The following is a 17,700-nucleotide window of genomic DNA, read 5'->3' as shown; positions in this document are numbered from 1 at the left end:
CGCCCGGCGCCGCCGGGGTCACGGGATGCCCAGGTACTTGTGGGTCTGCAACGAGAGCGACCACCGCGGATGGCTCAGGCAGTACCTCACCGCGGCGAGGGTGTTGGCCTCGCGGTCCGGGCCGTCCATCGGCTGGAGCCGGAAGTGGCGGAAGTCGAGGTGCTCGAACGCCGCGGGGTCGCCGCCGGCCTGCGGGTAGACGAGCTTCAGCTCGTCGCCGCGGGTCGCGACGAGCTCGGCGCCGATCTTCGGGCTGACGCACAGCCAGTCGACGCCGGCGGGCGGCAGCCGGGTGCCGTTCGTCTCGACGGCGACCTCGAAGCCCCGCCGGTGGAACGCCTCGACGGCCGCGTCGTCGAGCTGGAGCAGCGGCTCGCCGCCGGTGCACACGACGAAGCGCCGCGCGGCCCCGGTGGCCGTCGCCGCCTCGGCGGGCCAGGCGCGCTCGACGGCGTCGGCGAGCTCCTCGGCGGTCGCGAAACGGCCGCCACCCTCGCCGTCGGTGCCGACGAAGTCGGTGTCGCAGAACTGGCAGACGGCGCGGTGGCGGTCCCGCTCGCGCCCCGTCCACAGGTTGCAGCGGGAGAAGCGGCAGAAGACCGCGGGGCGGCCGGCGTGGGAGCCCTCGCCCTGGAGGGTGTAGAAGATCTCCTTGATCAGGTACGCCACGCGGCCTCACCCACCCGCCGGCTCGCCGCGGTAGGTGCAGCCCGAGGTGCAGGTCTCGCGCACCGTCACGGCGGCGAGGCCGGGCAGCGCGGGCAGCAGCCGGTCCCAGATCCAGCGGGCGAGGTTCTCGCTGGTGGGGTTCGAGAGGCCGGGGACGTCGTTGAGGTAGTAGTGGTCGAGGCGGGCCTCGACGGGCGCGAAGGCCGCCTTGAGCTGGGCGAAGTCCATGACCCACCCCGCCTCGGGGTCGACGTCGCCGCCCACGTGGACGGCGACCCGGTAGGAGTGCCCGTGGAGCCGTGCGCACTTGTGCCCCTCGGGAACGTGGGGCAGGCGGTGCGCCGCCTCGAACGTGAACTCGCGGAAGATCTCCATGGTGTCTCTGTGGTGTCTCTCGTGAATCGTGCCGCGTTGCCGCGCCGGACCGGTCAGGCGTCGCGCCCGGACCGGTACGCGACGGGGTCGGCCACGCCCGCCTCGGCGAAGCCCTTCAGGCGCAGCAGGCAGGTGTCGCAGCGGCCGCAGGCCCGGCCGTCGGCGTCCGGGTCGTAGCAGCTGGAGGTGAGGCCGTAGTCGACGCCCAGGCGCAGGCCCTCGCGGATGATGTCGGCCTTGCTGAGGGCGATCAGCGGCGTGTGGATGGTGAGCCGCGGCTCGCCCTCGGCGCTCTCGACGCCGGCTCTGGTCGCCAGTCGGGCCATCCGCGTGAACGCGTCGATGTACTCCGGGCGACAGTCGGGGTACCCGCTGTAGTCGACGGCGGTGACGCCGATGAAGATGTCGCTGGCCTCGATCGTCTCGGCGAACGCCAGGGCGAAGGAGAGGAAGATCGTGTTGCGGGCCGGGACGTAGGTGACGGGCACCTCGTCCGGGTCGGTCTCGTCGAGGGAGTCGTGCTTGGGCACGGCCAGCTCGGAGGTGAGCGCGGAGCCGCCGAAGACCCGCAGGTCGATGTCGGCGACGACGTGCCGGGCGACGCCGTGGGCCTCGGCGACGCGCCGGGCGGCGTCGAGTTCCACGCTGTGGCGCTGGCCGTAGCGGAAGCTGAGGGCGTGGGGGACGAAGCCCTGCTCCCGGGCGATGGCCAGCACCGTCGTCGAGTCCAGGCCGCCGCTCAGCAGGACGACGGCGGGGCGTGCCATGTGTGTTGCTCCCTGGTGGCGAAACGAGGCGGTGGAGAGGTCGGGTGTGGGTGCAGGCGTTTCGAACCGCCGACACCCTCCGTGTGAGGGCGGCACTCCACCGCTGAGCGGTGTGCCCGCTGGGGAAAGGGTAACCGAGGTCCGTCACGGAACCGCCCGCCCCGGTCCGACCCAGGTCACTCGCCGCGGTGCACGCGGGTCGGGTGGCCCGTCGGGGATGAGAAGCGGCCGCGCTCCCGGGGACCCCCTCACGCTCCCCCGTCGCCACCGGTCGCCCCGACTGTCATGAACAGGTGAACCTCGCGTGCGGGGAGAACGTGGGGATGGTCAGGGGCATGAGACCCATGCTCCTCGCTCGACGACGAGGGAGGAACTTCGATGCACGGGAACGTACGCCCGGCGAGGGTCTGCGGCGCGGGACTGGCGGCGGCGGGGCTCCTGGTGGCCGGCGCGCCGGCGGCCGACGCCACCGACACCCGCCCGAAACCGCCGCCGGTCAACCTGCTCAGCGCGACCGTGGAAGGGTGCCAGGCGCCCTGCGCGACGGATGAGCGCGGCGAGGTCACCATCACGTTCGAACGCCCGGTCCGGCCGGACGACATTCCTCCGGCGTTCGTCCACATCCGGGTGACGGCCGACGGCGTGGGCGTCCACCACTCCATGTCGAACAGCACCGGCGACCCCTGGGTGTACACGTTCCGGATCTGCGCGACGGAGGATCTCGGGCTCTCGGGGTGCTCCTACCCGTACCAGATCGAGGAACTCAGAGGCGACGAGGAGTTCGCCGTCAGCGTCGGGTACTCCTGGGACTGTGACCCGTTCCTGCCGGAGTGCGCGGGGACCAGTCAGATGTCCGATCCGAGCAACGCTCTGGTGCCGACGCAGCTGTGACAGGGGGCCGCTGAGGCGTCTTCGGAAACCACCGGCGCCCGGACGAACGGTCGCCTCGGGCGCACTGCTGCCCGCACCGCACTGCTCACCGAAGTCTCGCTCACGCCGCGGAGTTGGAGGGAGGCTCCCGGCATCACCGGGCCGGGCACGGGAGGTTCCGCACTGCCGGGACGCGGGGTGGGTCCTCGGGCGCGACCAGGCGCGCCTCGGGTCGGTCGCCTCGCGAAGCGCGCCCTGTACGGTGAACCGCCCCGCACAGGGCGCGCGGGACGGGACGAGCTCTACCTCAGCACCGCCATCCGTGGCGGGCACCCGGTCTGAGGGTCCCAGCACGTCGCCGCTCCACGCGCGCACGGCCCACCGAGCCGTCGGATGGGTGGGCCGTTCGCCATCCACCCTGGTCGGAGGTGGGTGCAGACGGGTTCGAACCGCCGACATCCGCCTTGTAAGGGCGGCGCTCTACCACTGAGCTATGCACCCGCAGGGGAAAGGGTAACGGAGGTCCGTCACGGAGCTGCTCGGTCCGCCCGCCTCTCCGTCACCCCGGCCACCACCGCGGGTGAGGGAGAGGCGGGCGGACCGTGGCCGTGGCCGTGCCTACGTGTGGCGGACCTCCACGGGGGTGGTCATCACGCGGGCGCCCTGGATGACGCGTGGGCCGGTGCCGGTGATGCGGAAGCGGGCGGTGAGGGGCAGGTCCTCGGAGGAGTGGCCGACGGCGAGGGTGAAGGCGCCGGGCTCGACGAGGCGGCGGTGGTCGACGCCGGTGAACGAGGTGCGGTCGGCGTGGAGGTGGAAGGTGACCTGGCAGCTCTCGCCGGGGTCGAGGTGGACGCGGGCGTAGCCGACGAGTTCGCGGAGGGGCCGGGTGACCTCGGCGACCTCGTCGGAGAGGTAGAGCTGGACGACGTCCTCGCCCTCGCGTGGACCGGTGTTGCGGACGAGGAGGGTGGCGGCGAGGGTCCCGTCGGTGGGGATGGCGGTGGCGGACAGGGCCAGGTCCTCGTAGGCGAAGGTGGTGTACGAGCCGCCGTGGCCGAAGGGGTAGAGGGGTGTGGGGTCGAGGTTGGAGATGCCCTCGCTGAACCGGCCCAGGGGCGGGGCGAGGTAGGTGCCGGGCTGGCCGCCGGGGTCGCGGGGGATGCCGACCGGCAGGTGGCCGCTGGGGTTGACGCGGCCCGAGAGCACGCCGGCGATGGCCGGGCCGCCCTCCTCGCCGGGGAGGAACGCCTGCACGACGGCGGCGCAGCGGTCGGCGTAGGGCCCGAGGGCGTAGGGGCGGCCGGAGACGGCGACGAGGACGGTCGGGGTGCCGGTCGCGAGGACGGCCTCGACGAGCCGCGGCTGGGCGCCGGGGAGCGTCAGGTCCGGCGCGTCGCAGCCCTCGCCCGAGGTGCCGCGGCCGAAGAGGCTCGCCAGGTCGCCGACGGCGAGGACGCACAGCTCGGCGCGGCGGGCGGCCTCCACCGCGGCCGGGATGCCGGAGGCGTCGGGATCGCGGACGGGGACGCCCTGGGCGTACTCGATCCGGGAGCCGGGGAGTTCGGCCAGGAGCGCGGTGCGCAGGGAGTCCACGCGGACGCCGGTGCCGCGGTCCTCGTAGCGGGACAGCACGTGGTTGGGGAAGGAGTAGCAGCCGAGGAACGTGCGGGGGTCGTCGGCGCAGGGGCCGAGCAGGGCGATGTGGGACGGGGCGGTGGTGAGAGGGAGCGTGCCGTGGGGGTTGGCGAGGAGGATCACGGACTTCTCGGCGATCTGGCGGGCGAGCGCGCGGTTGGCCGGGGAGTCGAGGTCCAGGTCGGGGTCGAGGTCGGGGCCCTGGTCGGGCTCCGGGCGGTCGGGGCCGTCGGGGCCGGGGGCGGGTCCGGGCACCGGCCGCCAGCCGGGGTCGAGGAGACCCAGTTCGACCTTCTGGGTGAGGACGCGGCGGGCGGCGCGGTCGATCAACGCGTCGGGGACGTCGGCGGCCTCCCGCAGGCGGGCGTAGGCGTCGGTGGCGGGGAGTTCGACGTCGACGCCCGCCCGGAGGGCGAGGGCACCCGAGCTCGCGCGGTCGGGGCTGACGCGGTGCGTCAGGTCGAGGAAGGCGATGGCCCAGTAGTCCGAGACGACCGTGCCGGTGAAGCCCCACTCCTCGCGCAGGACGGTCGTCAGCAGCTGGGTGTGGGCGGCGGCGGGGCGGCCGTCGATGTCGGAGTAGGAGTTCATCACGGAGCCCGCGCCGCCCTCGCGGACCGCCATCTCGAACGGCGGCAGGATGGCGTCGGCGAACTCGCGCGGCCCGATCGGCACCGGCGCGTGGTTGCGGCCGGCGCGGGCGGCGGAGTAGCCGGCGAAGTGCTTGAGGGTGGCGATGACCCCGCTGGACTGCAGGCCGCGCACGTACGCGGTGCCGAGCGTGCCGACGAGGTACGGGTCCTCGCCCAGGGTCTCCTCCACCCGGCCCCAGCGGTAGTCGCGGACCACGTCCAGCACGGGCGACAGGCCCTGGTGGACGCCGACGGCGCGCATGTCGCGGCCGATGGCCCGCGCCATGGCGTGGACGAGGTCGGGTGAGAAGGTGGCTGCCCAGGCGATGGCGGCCGGGTAGACCGTCGCGCCGAGGGCGGTGAAGCCGGTCAGGCACTCCTCGTGGACGATGGCCGGGATGCCGAGGCGGGTGGCCGTGGTGAGGTGCCGCTGGCGGGCGCGCAGCCGGGCGGCGCCGGCGGCCGGGGTGACCGGCTCGCTGCCGAAGACGCGCGTGAGGTGGCCGAGGCCCTGGGCGGCGGCCTCCTCGAAGGTGCGGCGGCCGGCGGCGAAGGCGTGCTCCATCGGCGCGACCTCGCCCCGCTGGGGCCCGGTGGTGGACTCGGAGGAGGACCGCCAGTGGCTGCCGAGCTGGGCGAGCTTCTCCTCCCGGGTCATGGCGGCGAGGAGGGCCTCGACCCGTTCGTGGGTGGGGAGGGAGAGGTCGCGCCACGGAGCGGACTCGGGCATGGGCGGGGTGCTCCTTCGTGCGTGCGGGGGTGGCGGGTGCCGGGCGGTACGGGCGGGGCGCTACGGGCTGGGTGCTACGGGCTGGATGACCCGCGGCGTGTTACTTGCTGAAGCCGGCGGTGAGGCCGGAGACGAGCTGGCGGCGGGCGACGGCGTACGCGGCGAGCATCGGCAACACCGACAGCACGACCGCGGCCAGCAGGGCGGGCACGTCGGCGGAGAACTCCCCCTCGAAGGCCCACAGGGACAGCGGCAGCACGCGGTTCTCCTGCGACTGGGTCAGGACGAGGGGGAAGAGGAAGCCGTTCCACACCTGGAGCGCGTCGTACACGCCGACCGTCATCAGGGCGGGGCGGCTCAGCGGCAGCGCCAGGCTCCACAGCGTCCGCCACTCCCCGGCGCCGTCCATCCGCATCGACTCGAACAGCTCGCGCGGCACGTCACGCAGGAAGTTCACCAGGATGAGCACGGTCAGGGGGATGGCGAAGGCGATCGACGGCAGGGCGATCGCCATCAGGGTGTCGTAGAGCTGGAGCTCGACGATGAGGTAGTAGACGGGGATGATCGCCGCCTGGAGAGGGATGGCGATGCCGAGCAGGACCGCGCGGAAGAGGTTGACGGCGAACCGGGTGCGGCTGCGGACGATGACGTACGCCGCCATCAGCGAGACGGTGAGGGTGACGACGACCGCGCCGGCGGTGACCAGGACGCTGTTGACGAAGTAGTGGGCGAAGTCGGCCTCCAGGACCCGCTCGTAGGCGTCGAGGGTGGGGTTGGAGGGGAGGGAGAGCGGGTTCTCGCTGAAGTAGTCCTCGCGGGGGCGGAGGCTGGTGACGACGATGTAGTAGACGGGGATGACGATGACCGCCAGCCACAGCCAGCCGCCGAGCGCGCCGAGGACGTTGGGGCGCCGGCCCGTCCCGCGTGGCCGGCCGCCCCTGCTCGGCCGGTCGCCCCGGCTCGGCTGACCGACCTTGGCCGGCCGGCTGGCGTGGCTGGTCGCGTTCACAGGCCCTCCCGTTGGCTGTCCATGCGGCTGGCGCCGGTGATGCGGTTGAGGCCGAGGGCCACGGCGAGGCCGACGACGGCCAGGACGAGGGCGATCACGCTGGCCCGCCCCATCTCGTACGAACGGAAGCCCGTCAGGTACATGTCCAGCGGCAGCACGCGGGTGGCGTCGCCCGGCCCGCCGCCCGTCAACACGAAGATCAGGTCGAAGTAGGTCAGCGAACCGACGATCATGATCGTGGAGGAGGTCACCATCGTGTACTTCAGCTGCGGCAGCGTGATCCGCCAGAACTGTGTCCACGTGCCCGCGCCGTCGATCCGGGCCGCCTCGTACAGCTCGGCCGGGATCTGGCGGACGCCCGCCTGGTAGATCAGCGCGTGGAACGGGATGAACGACCAGCCGATCACGAAGGCCACGACGTAGAGGGCGAGGTCGGGGTCGCCCAGCCAGTTCCTCGCCAGGGCGTCGATGCCCAGCGCCGTGCCGACGCCGAAGTTCGGGTCGGCCAGGGCCTGGAAGGCGATGGCCACGCCGGCGGAGCTGAACAGCAGCGGCAGGAAGTACAGCACGGACAGCAGCGCCCGGTAGCGCTGCCGGCCGGCGGTGAAGACGCCGAGCAGGAGGGCGAGCGGGGCCTGGAAGACGAAGGAGAGCGCGGTGAGCTGGACGGTGAGCCAGACCGCCTCGCGGGTGACGGGGTCGTCGATGGCCTCGCGCCAGTTGTCCAGACCGGTCCAGGTGGGGTCGCCCAGGCCGTCCCAGTTCATGAACGACAGCACGACGACGCCCAGCAGCGGCAGCACGGCGAAGAGGCCGAAGAGGAGCAGGGCGGGCGCCGCCATCCACGGCGTGGGACCGGCGGCGCCCTTCGCGCGCCTCGCGCCCTTCGCTCGCCTCGCGCTGCTCGCGCTGCTCGCGCTGCTCGCGCTCCTGGTGAGCCCTTCCGTCACAGCGTCGCGTCCATGGCCGAGGAGAAGTCCTCGGGGGTGATCTCGCCGAGGAACAGCTTGCTGAGGTTGGTCAGCAGCTCCTGCGCCTGCGCGGGCGGCAGGGCCTGGTCCCAGGAGAGCTGGAAGTGGTCCGCGTCGCGCACCATGCCGTAGACGAAGTCCAGGTAGTCGGCGTCGTCCTGCTGGGCGATGCGGTCCTCCAGGCCCGCGACGGGCGGCACGGTGCCGTTCTCGAGCAGCGCGTCGATGTGCTCGTCGTTGAAGAGCTGCCCGTCCAGGTACTGGGTGGCGGTCTCCTGGGACTCCGCGGGCGCGCTGGCGGAGACCGACCAGTAGTTGGAGGGGTTGCCGACGATGTTCGACGGGTCGCCCTCCCCGCCCTCGACCAGCGGGAAGGTGGTGTAGCCGAGGTCGCCGCTCGCGACGAAGTCGGGCGCGTCCTGGGCGAAGGTCGGGTAGACCCAGCTGCCCTGGAGGAGCATCGCCGCCCTGCCGGTGTGGACGAGGGCGACGTCGGCGCCGCCGTCGGCGACGACGGACGCGAAGCCGTCGCCGAACGCCCCGGCGTCGACCAGTTCCCTGATGCGCGTGGTGGCCTCCAGGATCGCGGGGTCCGACCAGGCGCCGGGCTCGCCGTCCAGTACGCGCTGGAACACCTCGGGCCCGCCGATGCGGTCGGTCAGGTACTGGATGTACATCAGCTCCGGCCACACGCTCTGCCCGGCCAGCCCGATGGGGGTGACGCCGGTCTCCCTGAGCGCCTCGACGGCGTCGAGCAGCTCCTGCCAGGTGGTGGGCGGCTCCACCCCGGCGTCGTCCAGCAGCTGCTGGTTGTAGTAGAGGATGACGGGCTGGCTCTGGTTGTTCGGGACGGCGTACGTCCGGCCGTCGATCACGCCGCTCGCGGCGACGGACGGCAGCACGCGGTCCATGACGTCGCGGGTCTCGGCGGTGATGTCGGCGACGTGGCCGCCGTCCACGTAGTCGGTGAGCGTGCCGCCGGCCCAGGAGAAGACGAGGGTGGGCGCGTTGCCGGAGCCGACGGCGGTGCGGATCTTCTCCTTGTAGGCGTCGTTGGCGTACCACTCGACGGTGAACGGCCGGTCGGGGTGGGCCTCGTTCCAGGCCTCGAACGAGGCGCGGAACGGCGCCTCCGAGCCGCCGGTCAACGCCCAGGCGGTGGCGCCGCCCTCGCGCTCCCCTCCGGGCTCGGAGCCGCAGGCGCTCAGCACCGCCGCCGAGAGGGCGGCGGCCAGCGCCACGAGCGTTCTTCCGGTCTTCCTCAGCTTCATCGCATGAGTCCCTTCTCGCCCGACGGGAGAGGCCGACAGCGCTCCAACGAAAAAGTTTCTCTGTCGTTACTAAACGGCTGGGAACCTAGGGGCGCTCGATGCCCCTGTCAATAAGGGAATCAAGCCCGAGAGCGCGAAACAGTTTCGCTGGACCACGCCTGTACAGTGACCTGCCATGGCGGGAACGATCAGCGGGCGCGCGACCCTGGAGGCGGTCGCGCGCGCGGCCGGCGTGTCGAAGGCCACCGTGTCCAAGGTCCTCAACGGGCGGCCCGGCGTCTCGGCCGAGACGCGCGCCCACGTGCGGCGGGTGCTGCGCGGCGTCGGCTACACCCCGACCACCGGGCCGCGCGACGCCGCGCCGCGGGTCGGGGCGGTGCAGGCCGTCTTCAACAAGCTCTTCAACCCCTACTCGATCCACATCCTGGACGGCGTCCTGGCGGGCGCCCGGGACCTCGGCGTCGAGGTGGTCACCAGCGTGCTGCGGCAGGGCGCCGGGGCCCAGGACGCGGCCCCGGCCCCGCCCGGCGTCGCGTGGATCGAGGAGCTCAGCGCCCGCGGGCGGGCCGGGCTGATCGTCGTGACCTCCGAACTCGCCCCGGAGGAGATCGCCGCCTGCGACCGCCTGGGGCTCGGCCTCGTCGTCGTCGATCCGCGCAACCCGCTCGACGAGAACGTCGTCAGCGTCGGCGCGACGAACTGGGCCGGCGGTGTCCAGGCCACCGAGCACCTGCTGGCGCTCGGCCACCGCCGCATCGCCTACGCCGGCGGGCCCGACCGCTCCGTCCCGGCCCGCGAGCGACGGCACGGCTACCGCGAGGCGTTGGAGACCGCGGGCGTCGCGGTCGATCCGGCGCTGACGCTGCACGACGACTTCACCGCCGACGCCGGGCGGCGCATGGTCGAGATCCTGCTCGACCGCGACGACCCGCCGACCGCCGTCTTCGCGGGGAGCGACCTCATCGCCATGGGCGTCTTCCAGGGCGCCCGCGCCCAGGGGTTGGCCGTGCCCACCGACCTCAGCGTGATCGGCTTCGACGACACCTACGGTGCGCCGTGGACCGACCCGCCCCTGACCACCGTCAACCAACCGCTGCTGGACATGGGCCGGGTCGCCACCCGTACCGTCCTGCAACTCGCGCGTGGCGAGACCCCCGACTCCCACCACGTCCAGCTCGCGACCCGCCTGGTCGTCCGCCAGTCGACCGCCCCGCCGCCCGCCCGCTAGGCCCTGCCCGGTCGGCCCCACCGTCGGGGCTCAACGCCGACACGACGGCTCCGTGCCCGTTCCCCGGACGCTTCCGGCGTGCACGACAGCGGCCCCCCGGTCCGTCGGGACGGGGGGCCGCTTCACATCTCCCCTGCCCGGACGGTGGGTACAGGTGGGATCGAACCACCGACCTTCGCCTTGTAAGGGCGGCGCTCTACCGCTGAGCTATGCACCCTGGGATCGAGCCGGGATCGAGCCCACAGCCTACAGGGCTCGTGCCCTGCGCAGAGGGCTGATGGGACAATGGCGAACACGGTGACGGACCGCCCCGGGGGCAACGGGGCGCGACGGGCGAGAGGGGACTGGTGACAGGGGTGAGCACCGTGAAGGACCGTGCCGGGCTCGTGGTGCTGCCGTTGTCCCTGCTGGCCGTCGTCGTGGCGCTGGCGCCGGGGGCGTTCACGCCGGGGGGCACACGGCGGTGGGGGCGGGGCCGGGGGGAGGACCTGCGGGCCGCGGCGCAGGAGGCGAAGGACGCGGCGGCCGCGGCCTTCTACGAGCTGGACACGGCGCAGCGGGAGCTGCGGATCACGATCGAGACGATCACCGCCGCCGACGACTCGGCGCAGGCCAGGGGCGCGGCCGTCGCCTTCCAGGCGCTGAGCGAGCGGGTGGACCAGGCGAGCCACGAGTACATCACCGCGGTCGACGCCCACGACCTGGACGCCGTCGACCTGAACGCGGGCGTCGCGGGCCGGGCGCGGCAGGAGCTGGCGCGGGTGCGGGAGACGCTGGAGCGGACGCGGGCGGAGCTGGAGCGGTTCGGCCAGGGGCTCGGGCCGCTGCTGGAGCGCGCCGAGTCGCAGCTGGCGCAGGTGACGCCGGCCGTGGAGCGGGCGCGGCAGGCGCTGCGCTCGGCGACGGCGGCGCTCGACGCGGCGCGGTCGGCGGGGCTGCGGGCGGAGGATCTCGCGGCGGCGCTGGCGGCGCTCGGCCCCGAGCTGCGGCTGCTGAACGAGGGCGCGGGGCAGCACGGCATCAAGCCGACGATCCGGCGCGCCGAGGACGTGCGGCGGCGCGCGGAGGCGATCACGGCGGAGGCCGAGCGGCTGCCGAAGCGGGCGGAGGAGATCTCCCGGCGGCTGGCGAGTCTGCGGACGCGGGCCGAGGCGATCACGACGCGGGCGGGGAAGGTCGATCCGGTCCTCAGCGAGCTGCGGCGGCGTTTCAGCGCGGCCTGCTGGCAGGACCTCCAGGGCGTGCCCGAGCAGGCCGCGGTGGCGGTCCGGGACGCCGAGGCGCGGCTGCGGGAGGCCCGCACGGCCCTGGCGGAGCAGCGCTTCGCGGACGCGGAGGCCGAGCTGTCGCGGGTGCGGGAGGTGCTCGGCCGCACCGACGAGGCCGTGTCGGCGGCCGACGAGCGGCTGCGGCGGCTGAACGAGGTGTCCTTCGACCCGAGCCGGGAGATCGAGCGGACGCGGTTCGTCATACGGGACGCGCAGCGGCTGGCGATGGCGGGGCGCAACGTTCCCGACCCGCGGCACGCGCGGCCGTTGGACGCGGCGGTGGCGCGGCTGGAGCGGGCGGTGAGCGACCTCGAACACGGTGGACGCCACCCCGACTACTGGCTCTTCCTCACCGAGACGGAGGCGGTGCGGGGGATGGTGGCCGCCGTGGTGGAGGAGATGCGGGGCGGGCCGCGCTGAGCGCTGTCGGCAAGGGCCGGCGCACTCTAATCTTGGGGCATGCCGCGTTATGAGTTTCGCTGCCGCGCGTGCGGGAGCCAGTTCGAGATGAGCCGGCCGATGGCCGAGTCCGACGCGCCGGCGCGCTGCCCGGCCGGCCACGACGACACCGTGAAGCTGCTGTCGACGGTGGCCGTGGGGGGCCGGGCGGGAGCCGCCTCGGGGCCGGCGCCCGCGCCCGCCGGCGGTGGCGGCGGTGGCTGCTGCGGGGGCGGCTGCTGCGGTTGATGCCCGCGGGCCGCGGCGGGACGCTGGAGGCGTGAAGACCTCTTCTCCGGGTACCGGGGGGTACGTCTTCCGTTCGTCGTCCCAGGGAGGTAGGAGATGTCCCTCTCCCAACGCATGCCGTGGCACGGGTACGGGGAGAGCGAACCGCGGGTGCCGCGCAGCGGGCCGCGGGCGCTGCTGGCGCGGGCCCGGCTCAACGAGCACCTGCCCCTCGACCGCAGGCTGAGCCTCGTCTACCGCGTCGGCGCGGGCCTCGCGGGCCTGTTCCTCTGCGTCTTCGGCGTCCTCAGCGTGACGGACAACATCGGGCTCTTCTCCACGCGGCAGAACACCGTGCTGGGGCTGAACACCGACGGCGCGCTCGGCTGGCTGTCGATCGTCGTCGGCCTGCTGCTGCTGGCCGGCATGGTGGTCGGGGGGAACGTCGCCTCGTCGCTGAACATGGTGCTGGGGCTGGCGTTCGTCCTCAGCGGCTTCGTGAACCTCGCGCTGCTGGAACGGGACGCGAACATCCTGAACTTCCGCCTGCAGAACGTGATCTTCAGCTTCGCCGTCGGGCTGCTGCTGTTGGTCTTCGGCATGTACGGCCGGGTCAGCGGGCGCCTGCCGCACACCAACCCGTACTGGCAGGCGCGCCACCCCGGCACCGTGGACGGTGAGGCGCAGCAGGAGGCGGTCGAGACGCGGCGGCAGGAGCTCAACGAGCGGACGGCCCGGGAGGAGCGGGAGCACCGGCCTCGCCGGCTGACGGCTCCGACGTCCCCGGCGTCGACGTCCCCGCGACCGTCATCCCCGGAGTCGTCTCTTCCGCCGTCCCAGCCCCCGACCGCGCCCCCGTCCGCACCGCCGCCGACGCCGACCCCGCCGTCATCGTCCGCACCCGGCTCAGGAGGGCTCGCAGGATCTCTTCGCCGCAGGCGACGCCGCGGGCGGTGAGCGCCGTGACGTGCGGCGCGCTCCAGCCGGTGTCGGCCAGCTCGCCGTGGCCCGGCCGCCAGCCGTGGTCGGCGGCGAGCAGGAGGTCGGTGTCGAGCAGCGCGTCGCCGGCGGCGAGCACGCCGTCGGCGCCGGCGCGCCGGGCGACCTCCGCGACGGCGGCGGACTTGGTGAGCGGGCGCGGCACCGCGTAGAGCTTGCGGCCCTGGAGGGAGACGGTCCAGCCGCGCGGCTCGGCCCAGTCCGCGAGCTCCTTCGGGAAGGTCTCGGGCATCCGCTCGCGGTCGACGACGAGGTAGGCGAACAGGCCCTCGGCCTCGCGTTCCTTCAGCAGCCAGGCGGGGTCGGCGGCGCCGCGCAGGTGGCGTTGGACGTCCTTCAGGGGCGCGCAGTCGGCGGCGAGGCGGCGGCGGACGGCGGCGTGCCAGTCCGCGTCGCTCTCGCCGTCCACGAGCAGGTGTCCGCCGTTGGCGCACACGGCGTACCGGGGAGGCGGGCCCGGGAGGCGGACGCGGTGGTACTGGGCCCGGGTGCGGGTGGTGGTGGGCACGAGGTGGGCGGCGGGCGAGGCGGCCAGCTCGGCGAGCAGGCCCGCGGCGGTCTCGGTGACGAAGGACTGGGGCCTGGCCTGGTAGACCTCGACGCACAGCAGGCGGGGGGCCTGGTCGTCGGGCACCTCGAGGGCGAGGGCGGCGGGCGAGTAGATGAGGGTGCGGTCGAGGTCGGTGGCGACCAGCACCCTCCTTCCCCGCCGGGGCGTGGGGGTGGGCGTGGGGGTCGTCACTGAGCCGTCACTTCCGTCGCCGCCTTTCCGTCGGCGCCGGTGGCGCCCTTGGTGTAACGGGGGTGGATCAGTCCGACGCAACTGTACGGGAGGCCGTCCCCGTCGCCGGAGAGGTCGGCCTCCTCGACGGGGACCCCGCGCTGCTCGGCCAGGAGCCGGATGTGGTCCAGCTCCGCGCCGGCGCCGGGGCGGGTCAGGACGCGCCAGGGGACGCGGCGCAGCAGCACGCGGGTGGTCTCGCCGACGCCGGGCTTGACGAGGTTCACGTCGCCGATGCCGTACTCCTCGCTGATGCGCTCCACGGCCCGCCAGCCGGACCAGCTGGCCTCGCGGTCGTCGGCCGTGAGCAGGGCCTCGGTGTCGGAGGCGACCTCGGCGGCCAGGCCCGGGGCGGTGAAGTGGGCGCTGACGGCGTCGAGGAAGTGGGCGGAGAGGTCGACGTCGGCGAGCTCGCGGTAGTGCTTGGCGCCGTGGAAGTCGTTCGGGCCGATGAGGTCGGCGCGCAGCACCGTGCGGGAGACCAGTCCGGAGACGGTGGAGTTGAGGCAGGCGGAGGGGATGAGGAAGTCCTCGCGGGTGCCGTAGGTCGTCACGCAGCGGCCGGGGTCGGCCAGGACGGCGAGCGCCGGGTCGAAGCGCCCGGGGCCGTCGTGGGCGGCCACGGCCTGGGCGAGCTCTCGGGCGATGGCGCCCTTGCCGGTCCAGCCGTCGAGGAAGACGACGTCGGCCGGGTCGTGGTGGGCGGCGAGCCAGCGCAGCGCGGTGGCGTCGATGCCGCGTCCGCGCACGATCGAGACGGCGTAGTGCGGCAGGTCGAGGCCGTGGGCGCGGGCGGCCCAGCGGCGCAGCAGGATGCCGATGGGGGTGCCGGCGCGGGCGAGGGAGACCAGGACCGGGGTGTGGCCGGGGCGGGACCGCTCGGCGAGCAGCGCCTCGGTGACGGTGCCGACGGCGCGGGCGATGCGACGGGCCGAGGCGTCGAGCGCGCTGTGGAAGAGCCGCTGGTACTCGGCGCTCGGCTGGTACTCGACGGGCAGCATCTCGGCGTAGTGGGCGCCGCCGTGCTGGATGGCCTCCTCGCGTTCCTCGGTGGGGCGTTCGAGGGTGACGTCGGAGAGGTCCTTCAGCAGCCAGCCGACCTCGTCGGGGGCGTAGGAGGAGAAGGCGGGGCCGCGCAGCGGCTCGGGCAGCCGCCCGGCCGGCGCGGGACGGGAGGAGGGCGCGGGGGAGGGCGCGGAGGAGGGCATGTGGGAGGGGATCACGGCCAGGAGGAGGTGGGGGGTGTGGGCGGTCAGGGTGGCGAGCAGGCCGTCGGGGGCGTGGAGCTCGGGGGTGTCGCCGGTGGAGTCGGTGACGACGAGCACGGCGTCCCAGGGCCGGCCCGCCACGTTGTACGCGTGGCGGGCGCCCGCCCCGTCGGCCGGGGCGTCGTGGGCGGGGAAGGTGAGGCGGGTGCGGATGGCGTAGCCGGGCTCGTCCACGGCGAGCACGGGGGAACGGGTGGTGGTGGAGAAGAGGACCTCGGCGCGGTGCTCGCGGCCGTGGCGGGCCTCCAGACCGGCGGCGAGCCGGAGCGGCGCGTACATCAGCTCCTCGGTGCCGAGGACGAGCACGTGCCGGGCGTCGGCGGGGAGGGCGGCGGCCAGCCGGGCGGTCAGGGCGGGGAGCGCCTGGTCGAGGCGGTCGCGGTCGGCGGGGGTGAAGCCGTGGCGGGCGCCGTCGGGCACTCCCTCGGGCCAGTCGAGCTCGACCCGGGTGGCCCGGGGGACGGGACCGCTGCCGAACCGTTTCTGCAACGGCCCACGTTCGCCCTCCCCCGTGCCCTCGCCCTCTCCCTCGGCCGCGGTCACCCGGGCGACGAGGTCGGCGGCACGGGTCAGCACGTCGGGCGGCAGCCGCAGACGCCCCCGGGCGAGGGAGATGACCTCCACCCCGGCGCCCAGCTCCGCCGCGAACTTCGCGAGCGCCCTGCGGTCCGCGTCGCCCCGCGTGTCGACGAGCGCGGCGACCACGTACCGGTCGCGCGGCCAGCGCCGGTGGAGCGCGGCGATGGTGTTGCGGACGGTGCGGCCCGTGGAGAGCTCGTCGTCCACGAGCACCAACGGCCCGGGGCCGGCCAGCAGCGCGGGGTCGGCGGGCAGCAGGAGGTGGGAGGTGTGGTGGCTGTGCTCCTCCTCGAACCCGCCGAGCGGCGTCACCCCGGGGACGGGGCGCCGGGTGGAGTGCAGGTACGGGACGGAGCCGACGCCGTCGGCGACGCTGTGGCCGAGGCCGGTCGCGGTCTCGGCGTAGCCGAGGACGACGGCACGGGCGGCGGCGTCCGCGCCGAGCGCCGCGCGCACCCGGCGGCCGAGGGCCACGCCGGTGCCGTGGACGCGGGACGGGCTCTGGGGGACGTGCTTGCCGAGCACGGTGGAGACCAGCAGGTGGGCGCGGCGCGGGTTGCGCCGGATGGCCAGGCCCAACAGCCGGCGGACGTCCACGGGGCCCGGGGCGGCGGCGGGGTCGGCCGGGGCGTCGCCGTGGCCGTCCTGGCCGTCCTGGCCGGCGGGCCCGTCGTCGTTGTGGAGTTCGACGCCGAGGTGGCGGGTGACCCACTCCCCCGGCCAGACCGCGGCGCTCACGCGGCCTGCCCCTCGAGGCCGGCGGTCAGCAGGTCCACGAAGTCCACACCCTCCCTGGCCACGCCGAAGACCTCGGCGCGCAGCATGGTCCGCTCGGCCCACGCACGGTGGGGCTTCACCTCGTTCATCTTGTTGGTGTACGCCGACCGCAACACCCCGCCGCCCCCGGGCCCCGTGCTGAGGATGTCGGCGGCGTCGGAGTACTCCTCGTGGCTGACGACGGAGAGGGCGTGCACCGGCGCGACGTGCGAGGGGTGGATGCAGGTCTTGCCGAGCAGTCCGTTGGCGCGGTCGAGCTCGATCTCCTGGAGCAGCCCGTCCATGTCGTGCTGGATCAGGCGGTTGCGCAACGCCTCGGCGCCGCGCCCGCTGAACGGGCTGCTGCGCAGCTGCGGCTTGAACATCCGCTCGGGGGTCGGGAAGTACTCCCACACCGGGCCGGCGATGGTGTAGCCGGTGCGGTCGGCGCGGCCGAAGACGTTGACGACGTCGGCGATGACGGAGGCGACGAGCTGCACGTCGTAGGCGGTCATCTCGGGGCTGCGGCGCAGGCCGTAGGCGGAGCAGAAGTCGGTCACGCCGAGCCGGATCGCCGGGACGCGGTCGCGGTGCTTGTCGAGGAGGCGGGCGGTGGCGGTGAGCGCCTCGGTGCGGCTCTCCAGGTGCAGCAGCTCAGGCGACTCCAGCACGGGCATCGCCAGCAGGCGGCGCCCGCACACGACCTCGGCGGCCGTGAGGGCCTCGAGGAAGGCCGGGCCGGTGGAGGGGGTGAACTTCGGCAGCACGTAGCCGGCGAGCAGCGCGATGGCGGGCCCGAGCCGCTCGGTCAGGGTGGTGATCTGCGCGGCCTCGCGCACCCGTATGAACAGCAGCGGCGGCCCGAGCGGTGGCCCGGTGCCGGTGGCGTGCTCCTCGTGGAGGGCGCGCAGCTGGCGCAGGAGGTTCTCCTCCGCGCCGGGCACCTCGGCGTCGCTGATGGCGTCCTCCAGGCACAGCACCATGGAGACCACGCCGCGGGCGACCAGCTTGCGGATGTCGGCGACGAGTTCGGGCCGGGTGGCCGGCGCGTAGAGGGTCGCGCCGAGCGCGGTCCCGAGGGTGGAGACCGGCGAGGACAGGTCGAAGGCGGCCGGTTCCCGGTGGAAGAGCGCGCGTCGCCGTGTGGCGGGCAGATGCCCGTAGTGCCGCATGGTTCTCCCCGATCTCCCCGCTTGGCCCCGCTTCAACGGTTTCCGCGGCAA

The 17,700-nt window shown here is 74.2% G+C and carries 14 protein-coding genes and 2 tRNA genes; 4 read left to right on the top strand and 12 right to left on the bottom strand.

Annotation, left to right across the window (positions count from 1 at the left end):
• Positions 1-18: 18 nt before the first annotated feature.
• From queE to queC, 3 genes are read right to left on the bottom strand one after another with little or no spacing between them, the layout of a single operon-like run.
• Positions 19-669: a 7-carboxy-7-deazaguanine synthase gene (queE, locus tag ACTWP5_RS06395; protein WP_443219755.1), complete on the bottom strand. Its 651-nt coding sequence runs from the start codon at positions 667-669 to the stop codon at positions 19-21.
• A 6-nt stretch (positions 670-675) separates the two neighbouring features.
• Positions 676-1,044 (bottom strand): 6-carboxytetrahydropterin synthase QueD, encoded by a 369-nt coding sequence (gene queD, locus ACTWP5_RS06390; RefSeq protein WP_443219754.1) that lies wholly within the window; start codon positions 1,042-1,044, stop codon positions 676-678.
• A 53-nt stretch (positions 1,045-1,097) separates the two neighbouring features.
• Complete coding sequence (gene queC / locus ACTWP5_RS06385; RefSeq protein WP_443219753.1) at positions 1,098-1,811, bottom strand: 7-cyano-7-deazaguanine synthase QueC; 714 nt, start codon at positions 1,809-1,811, stop codon at positions 1,098-1,100.
• Between the two features lie 378 nt (positions 1,812-2,189).
• Between queC and ACTWP5_RS06380 the strand changes: the two genes are divergently transcribed.
• The gene (locus ACTWP5_RS06380) at positions 2,190-2,702 is read left to right on the top strand and encodes a hypothetical protein (protein ID WP_443219752.1); all 513 of its coding nucleotides are present in this window, start codon (positions 2,190-2,192) and stop codon (positions 2,700-2,702) included.
• A gap of 408 nt (positions 2,703-3,110) precedes the next feature.
• Here the strand turns inward: ACTWP5_RS06380 and ACTWP5_RS06375 are convergent.
• From ACTWP5_RS06375 to ACTWP5_RS06355, 5 genes are all read right to left on the bottom strand, one after another.
• Positions 3,111-3,182 (bottom strand) — tRNA-Val (locus tag ACTWP5_RS06375).
• Positions 3,183-3,299: 117 nt separating this feature from the next.
• Positions 3,300-5,681 (bottom strand): glycoside hydrolase family 3 N-terminal domain-containing protein, encoded by a 2,382-nt coding sequence (locus tag ACTWP5_RS06370; RefSeq protein WP_443219751.1) that lies wholly within the window; start codon positions 5,679-5,681, stop codon positions 3,300-3,302.
• Positions 5,682-5,781: 100 nt separating this feature from the next.
• The gene (locus tag ACTWP5_RS06365) at positions 5,782-6,690 is read right to left on the bottom strand and encodes a carbohydrate ABC transporter permease (protein WP_443219750.1); all 909 of its coding nucleotides are present in this window, start codon (positions 6,688-6,690) and stop codon (positions 5,782-5,784) included.
• Positions 6,687-7,532, bottom strand: a complete 846-nt coding sequence (locus ACTWP5_RS06360) for a carbohydrate ABC transporter permease (RefSeq protein ID WP_443219749.1) — start codon at positions 7,530-7,532, stop codon at positions 6,687-6,689. The genes ACTWP5_RS06365 and ACTWP5_RS06360 overlap by 4 nt, the downstream gene beginning before the upstream one ends.
• 104 nt (positions 7,533-7,636) lie before the next feature.
• Positions 7,637-8,932, bottom strand: coding sequence for an extracellular solute-binding protein (locus ACTWP5_RS06355; protein ID WP_443219748.1), 1,296 nt, complete (start codon positions 8,930-8,932; stop codon positions 7,637-7,639).
• Between the two features lie 175 nt (positions 8,933-9,107).
• On the opposite strand from ACTWP5_RS06355, the gene ACTWP5_RS06350 reads away from it, so the two are divergent.
• A complete protein-coding gene (locus tag ACTWP5_RS06350; RefSeq protein WP_443219747.1) occupies positions 9,108-10,160 on the top strand; it encodes a LacI family DNA-binding transcriptional regulator in 1,053 nt (350 codons plus the stop codon).
• A 145-nt stretch (positions 10,161-10,305) separates the two neighbouring features.
• On the opposite strand, the gene ACTWP5_RS06345 is transcribed toward ACTWP5_RS06350, so the two are convergent.
• Positions 10,306-10,377: transfer RNA gene (locus ACTWP5_RS06345), tRNA-Val, on the bottom strand.
• A 130-nt stretch (positions 10,378-10,507) separates the two neighbouring features.
• Between ACTWP5_RS06345 and ACTWP5_RS06340 the strand changes: the two genes are divergently transcribed.
• Both ACTWP5_RS06340 and ACTWP5_RS06335 read left to right on the top strand, forming a co-directional pair.
• The gene (locus ACTWP5_RS06340) at positions 10,508-11,848 is read left to right on the top strand and encodes a hypothetical protein (RefSeq protein WP_443219746.1); all 1,341 of its coding nucleotides are present in this window, start codon (positions 10,508-10,510) and stop codon (positions 11,846-11,848) included.
• Positions 11,849-11,887: 39 nt separating this feature from the next.
• A complete protein-coding gene (locus tag ACTWP5_RS06335; protein WP_443219745.1) occupies positions 11,888-12,115 on the top strand; it encodes an FmdB family zinc ribbon protein in 228 nt (75 codons plus the stop codon).
• Positions 12,116-12,812: 697 nt separating this feature from the next.
• Here the strand turns inward: ACTWP5_RS06335 and ACTWP5_RS06330 are convergent.
• From ACTWP5_RS06330 to ACTWP5_RS06320, 3 genes are read right to left on the bottom strand one after another with little or no spacing between them, the layout of a single operon-like run.
• Positions 12,813-13,835 carry an HAD family hydrolase gene (locus ACTWP5_RS06330; RefSeq protein WP_443219744.1) on the bottom strand — a complete coding sequence of 341 codons (1,023 nt, stop codon included), beginning with the start codon at positions 13,833-13,835 and terminating at the stop codon, positions 12,813-12,815.
• Complete coding sequence (locus ACTWP5_RS06325) at positions 13,832-16,459, bottom strand: phosphoribosyltransferase (protein ID WP_443219743.1); 2,628 nt, start codon at positions 16,457-16,459, stop codon at positions 13,832-13,834. The genes ACTWP5_RS06330 and ACTWP5_RS06325 overlap by 4 nt, the downstream gene beginning before the upstream one ends.
• Positions 16,456-17,649, bottom strand: a complete 1,194-nt coding sequence (locus ACTWP5_RS06320; RefSeq protein ID WP_443219742.1) for an HpcH/HpaI aldolase/citrate lyase family protein — start codon at positions 17,647-17,649, stop codon at positions 16,456-16,458. Before ACTWP5_RS06320 ends, ACTWP5_RS06325 begins: the two co-directional genes overlap by 4 nt.
• Between the last annotated feature and the right edge of the window lie 51 nt (positions 17,650-17,700).

It is taken from the genome of Streptomyces sp. 4N509B (genome assembly GCF_052245655.1).
Taxonomy (GTDB): domain Bacteria; phylum Actinomycetota; class Actinomycetes; order Streptomycetales; family Streptomycetaceae; genus Streptomyces.
Note: the sequence above shows the minus strand (reverse complement) of the source record. Positions and strands in the feature narration are given on the sequence as shown.

What these genes read in the sequence shown, in the direction of transcription:
- ACTWP5_RS06360 (WP_443219749.1), bottom strand. Translation starts at nt 7,532, where the DNA reads ATGGCGGCGCCCGCCCTGCTCCTCTTCGGCCTCTTCGCCGTGCTGCCG.
- ACTWP5_RS06335 (WP_443219745.1), top strand. Translation starts at nt 11,888, where the DNA reads ATGCCGCGTTATGAGTTTCGCTGCCGCGCGTGCGGGAGCCAGTTCGAG.
- ACTWP5_RS06370 (WP_443219751.1), bottom strand. Translation starts at nt 5,681, where the DNA reads ATGCCCGAGTCCGCTCCGTGGCGCGACCTCTCCCTCCCCACCCACGAA.
- queD (WP_443219754.1), bottom strand. Translation starts at nt 1,044, where the DNA reads ATGGAGATCTTCCGCGAGTTCACGTTCGAGGCGGCGCACCGCCTGCCC.
- queC (WP_443219753.1), bottom strand. Translation starts at nt 1,811, where the DNA reads ATGGCACGCCCCGCCGTCGTCCTGCTGAGCGGCGGCCTGGACTCGACG.
- ACTWP5_RS06380 (WP_443219752.1), top strand. Translation starts at nt 2,190, where the DNA reads ATGCACGGGAACGTACGCCCGGCGAGGGTCTGCGGCGCGGGACTGGCG.
- ACTWP5_RS06350 (WP_443219747.1), top strand. Translation starts at nt 9,108, where the DNA reads ATGGCGGGAACGATCAGCGGGCGCGCGACCCTGGAGGCGGTCGCGCGC.
- ACTWP5_RS06355 (WP_443219748.1), bottom strand. Translation starts at nt 8,932, where the DNA reads ATGAAGCTGAGGAAGACCGGAAGAACGCTCGTGGCGCTGGCCGCCGCC.
- ACTWP5_RS06320 (WP_443219742.1), bottom strand. Translation starts at nt 17,649, where the DNA reads ATGCGGCACTACGGGCATCTGCCCGCCACACGGCGACGCGCGCTCTTC.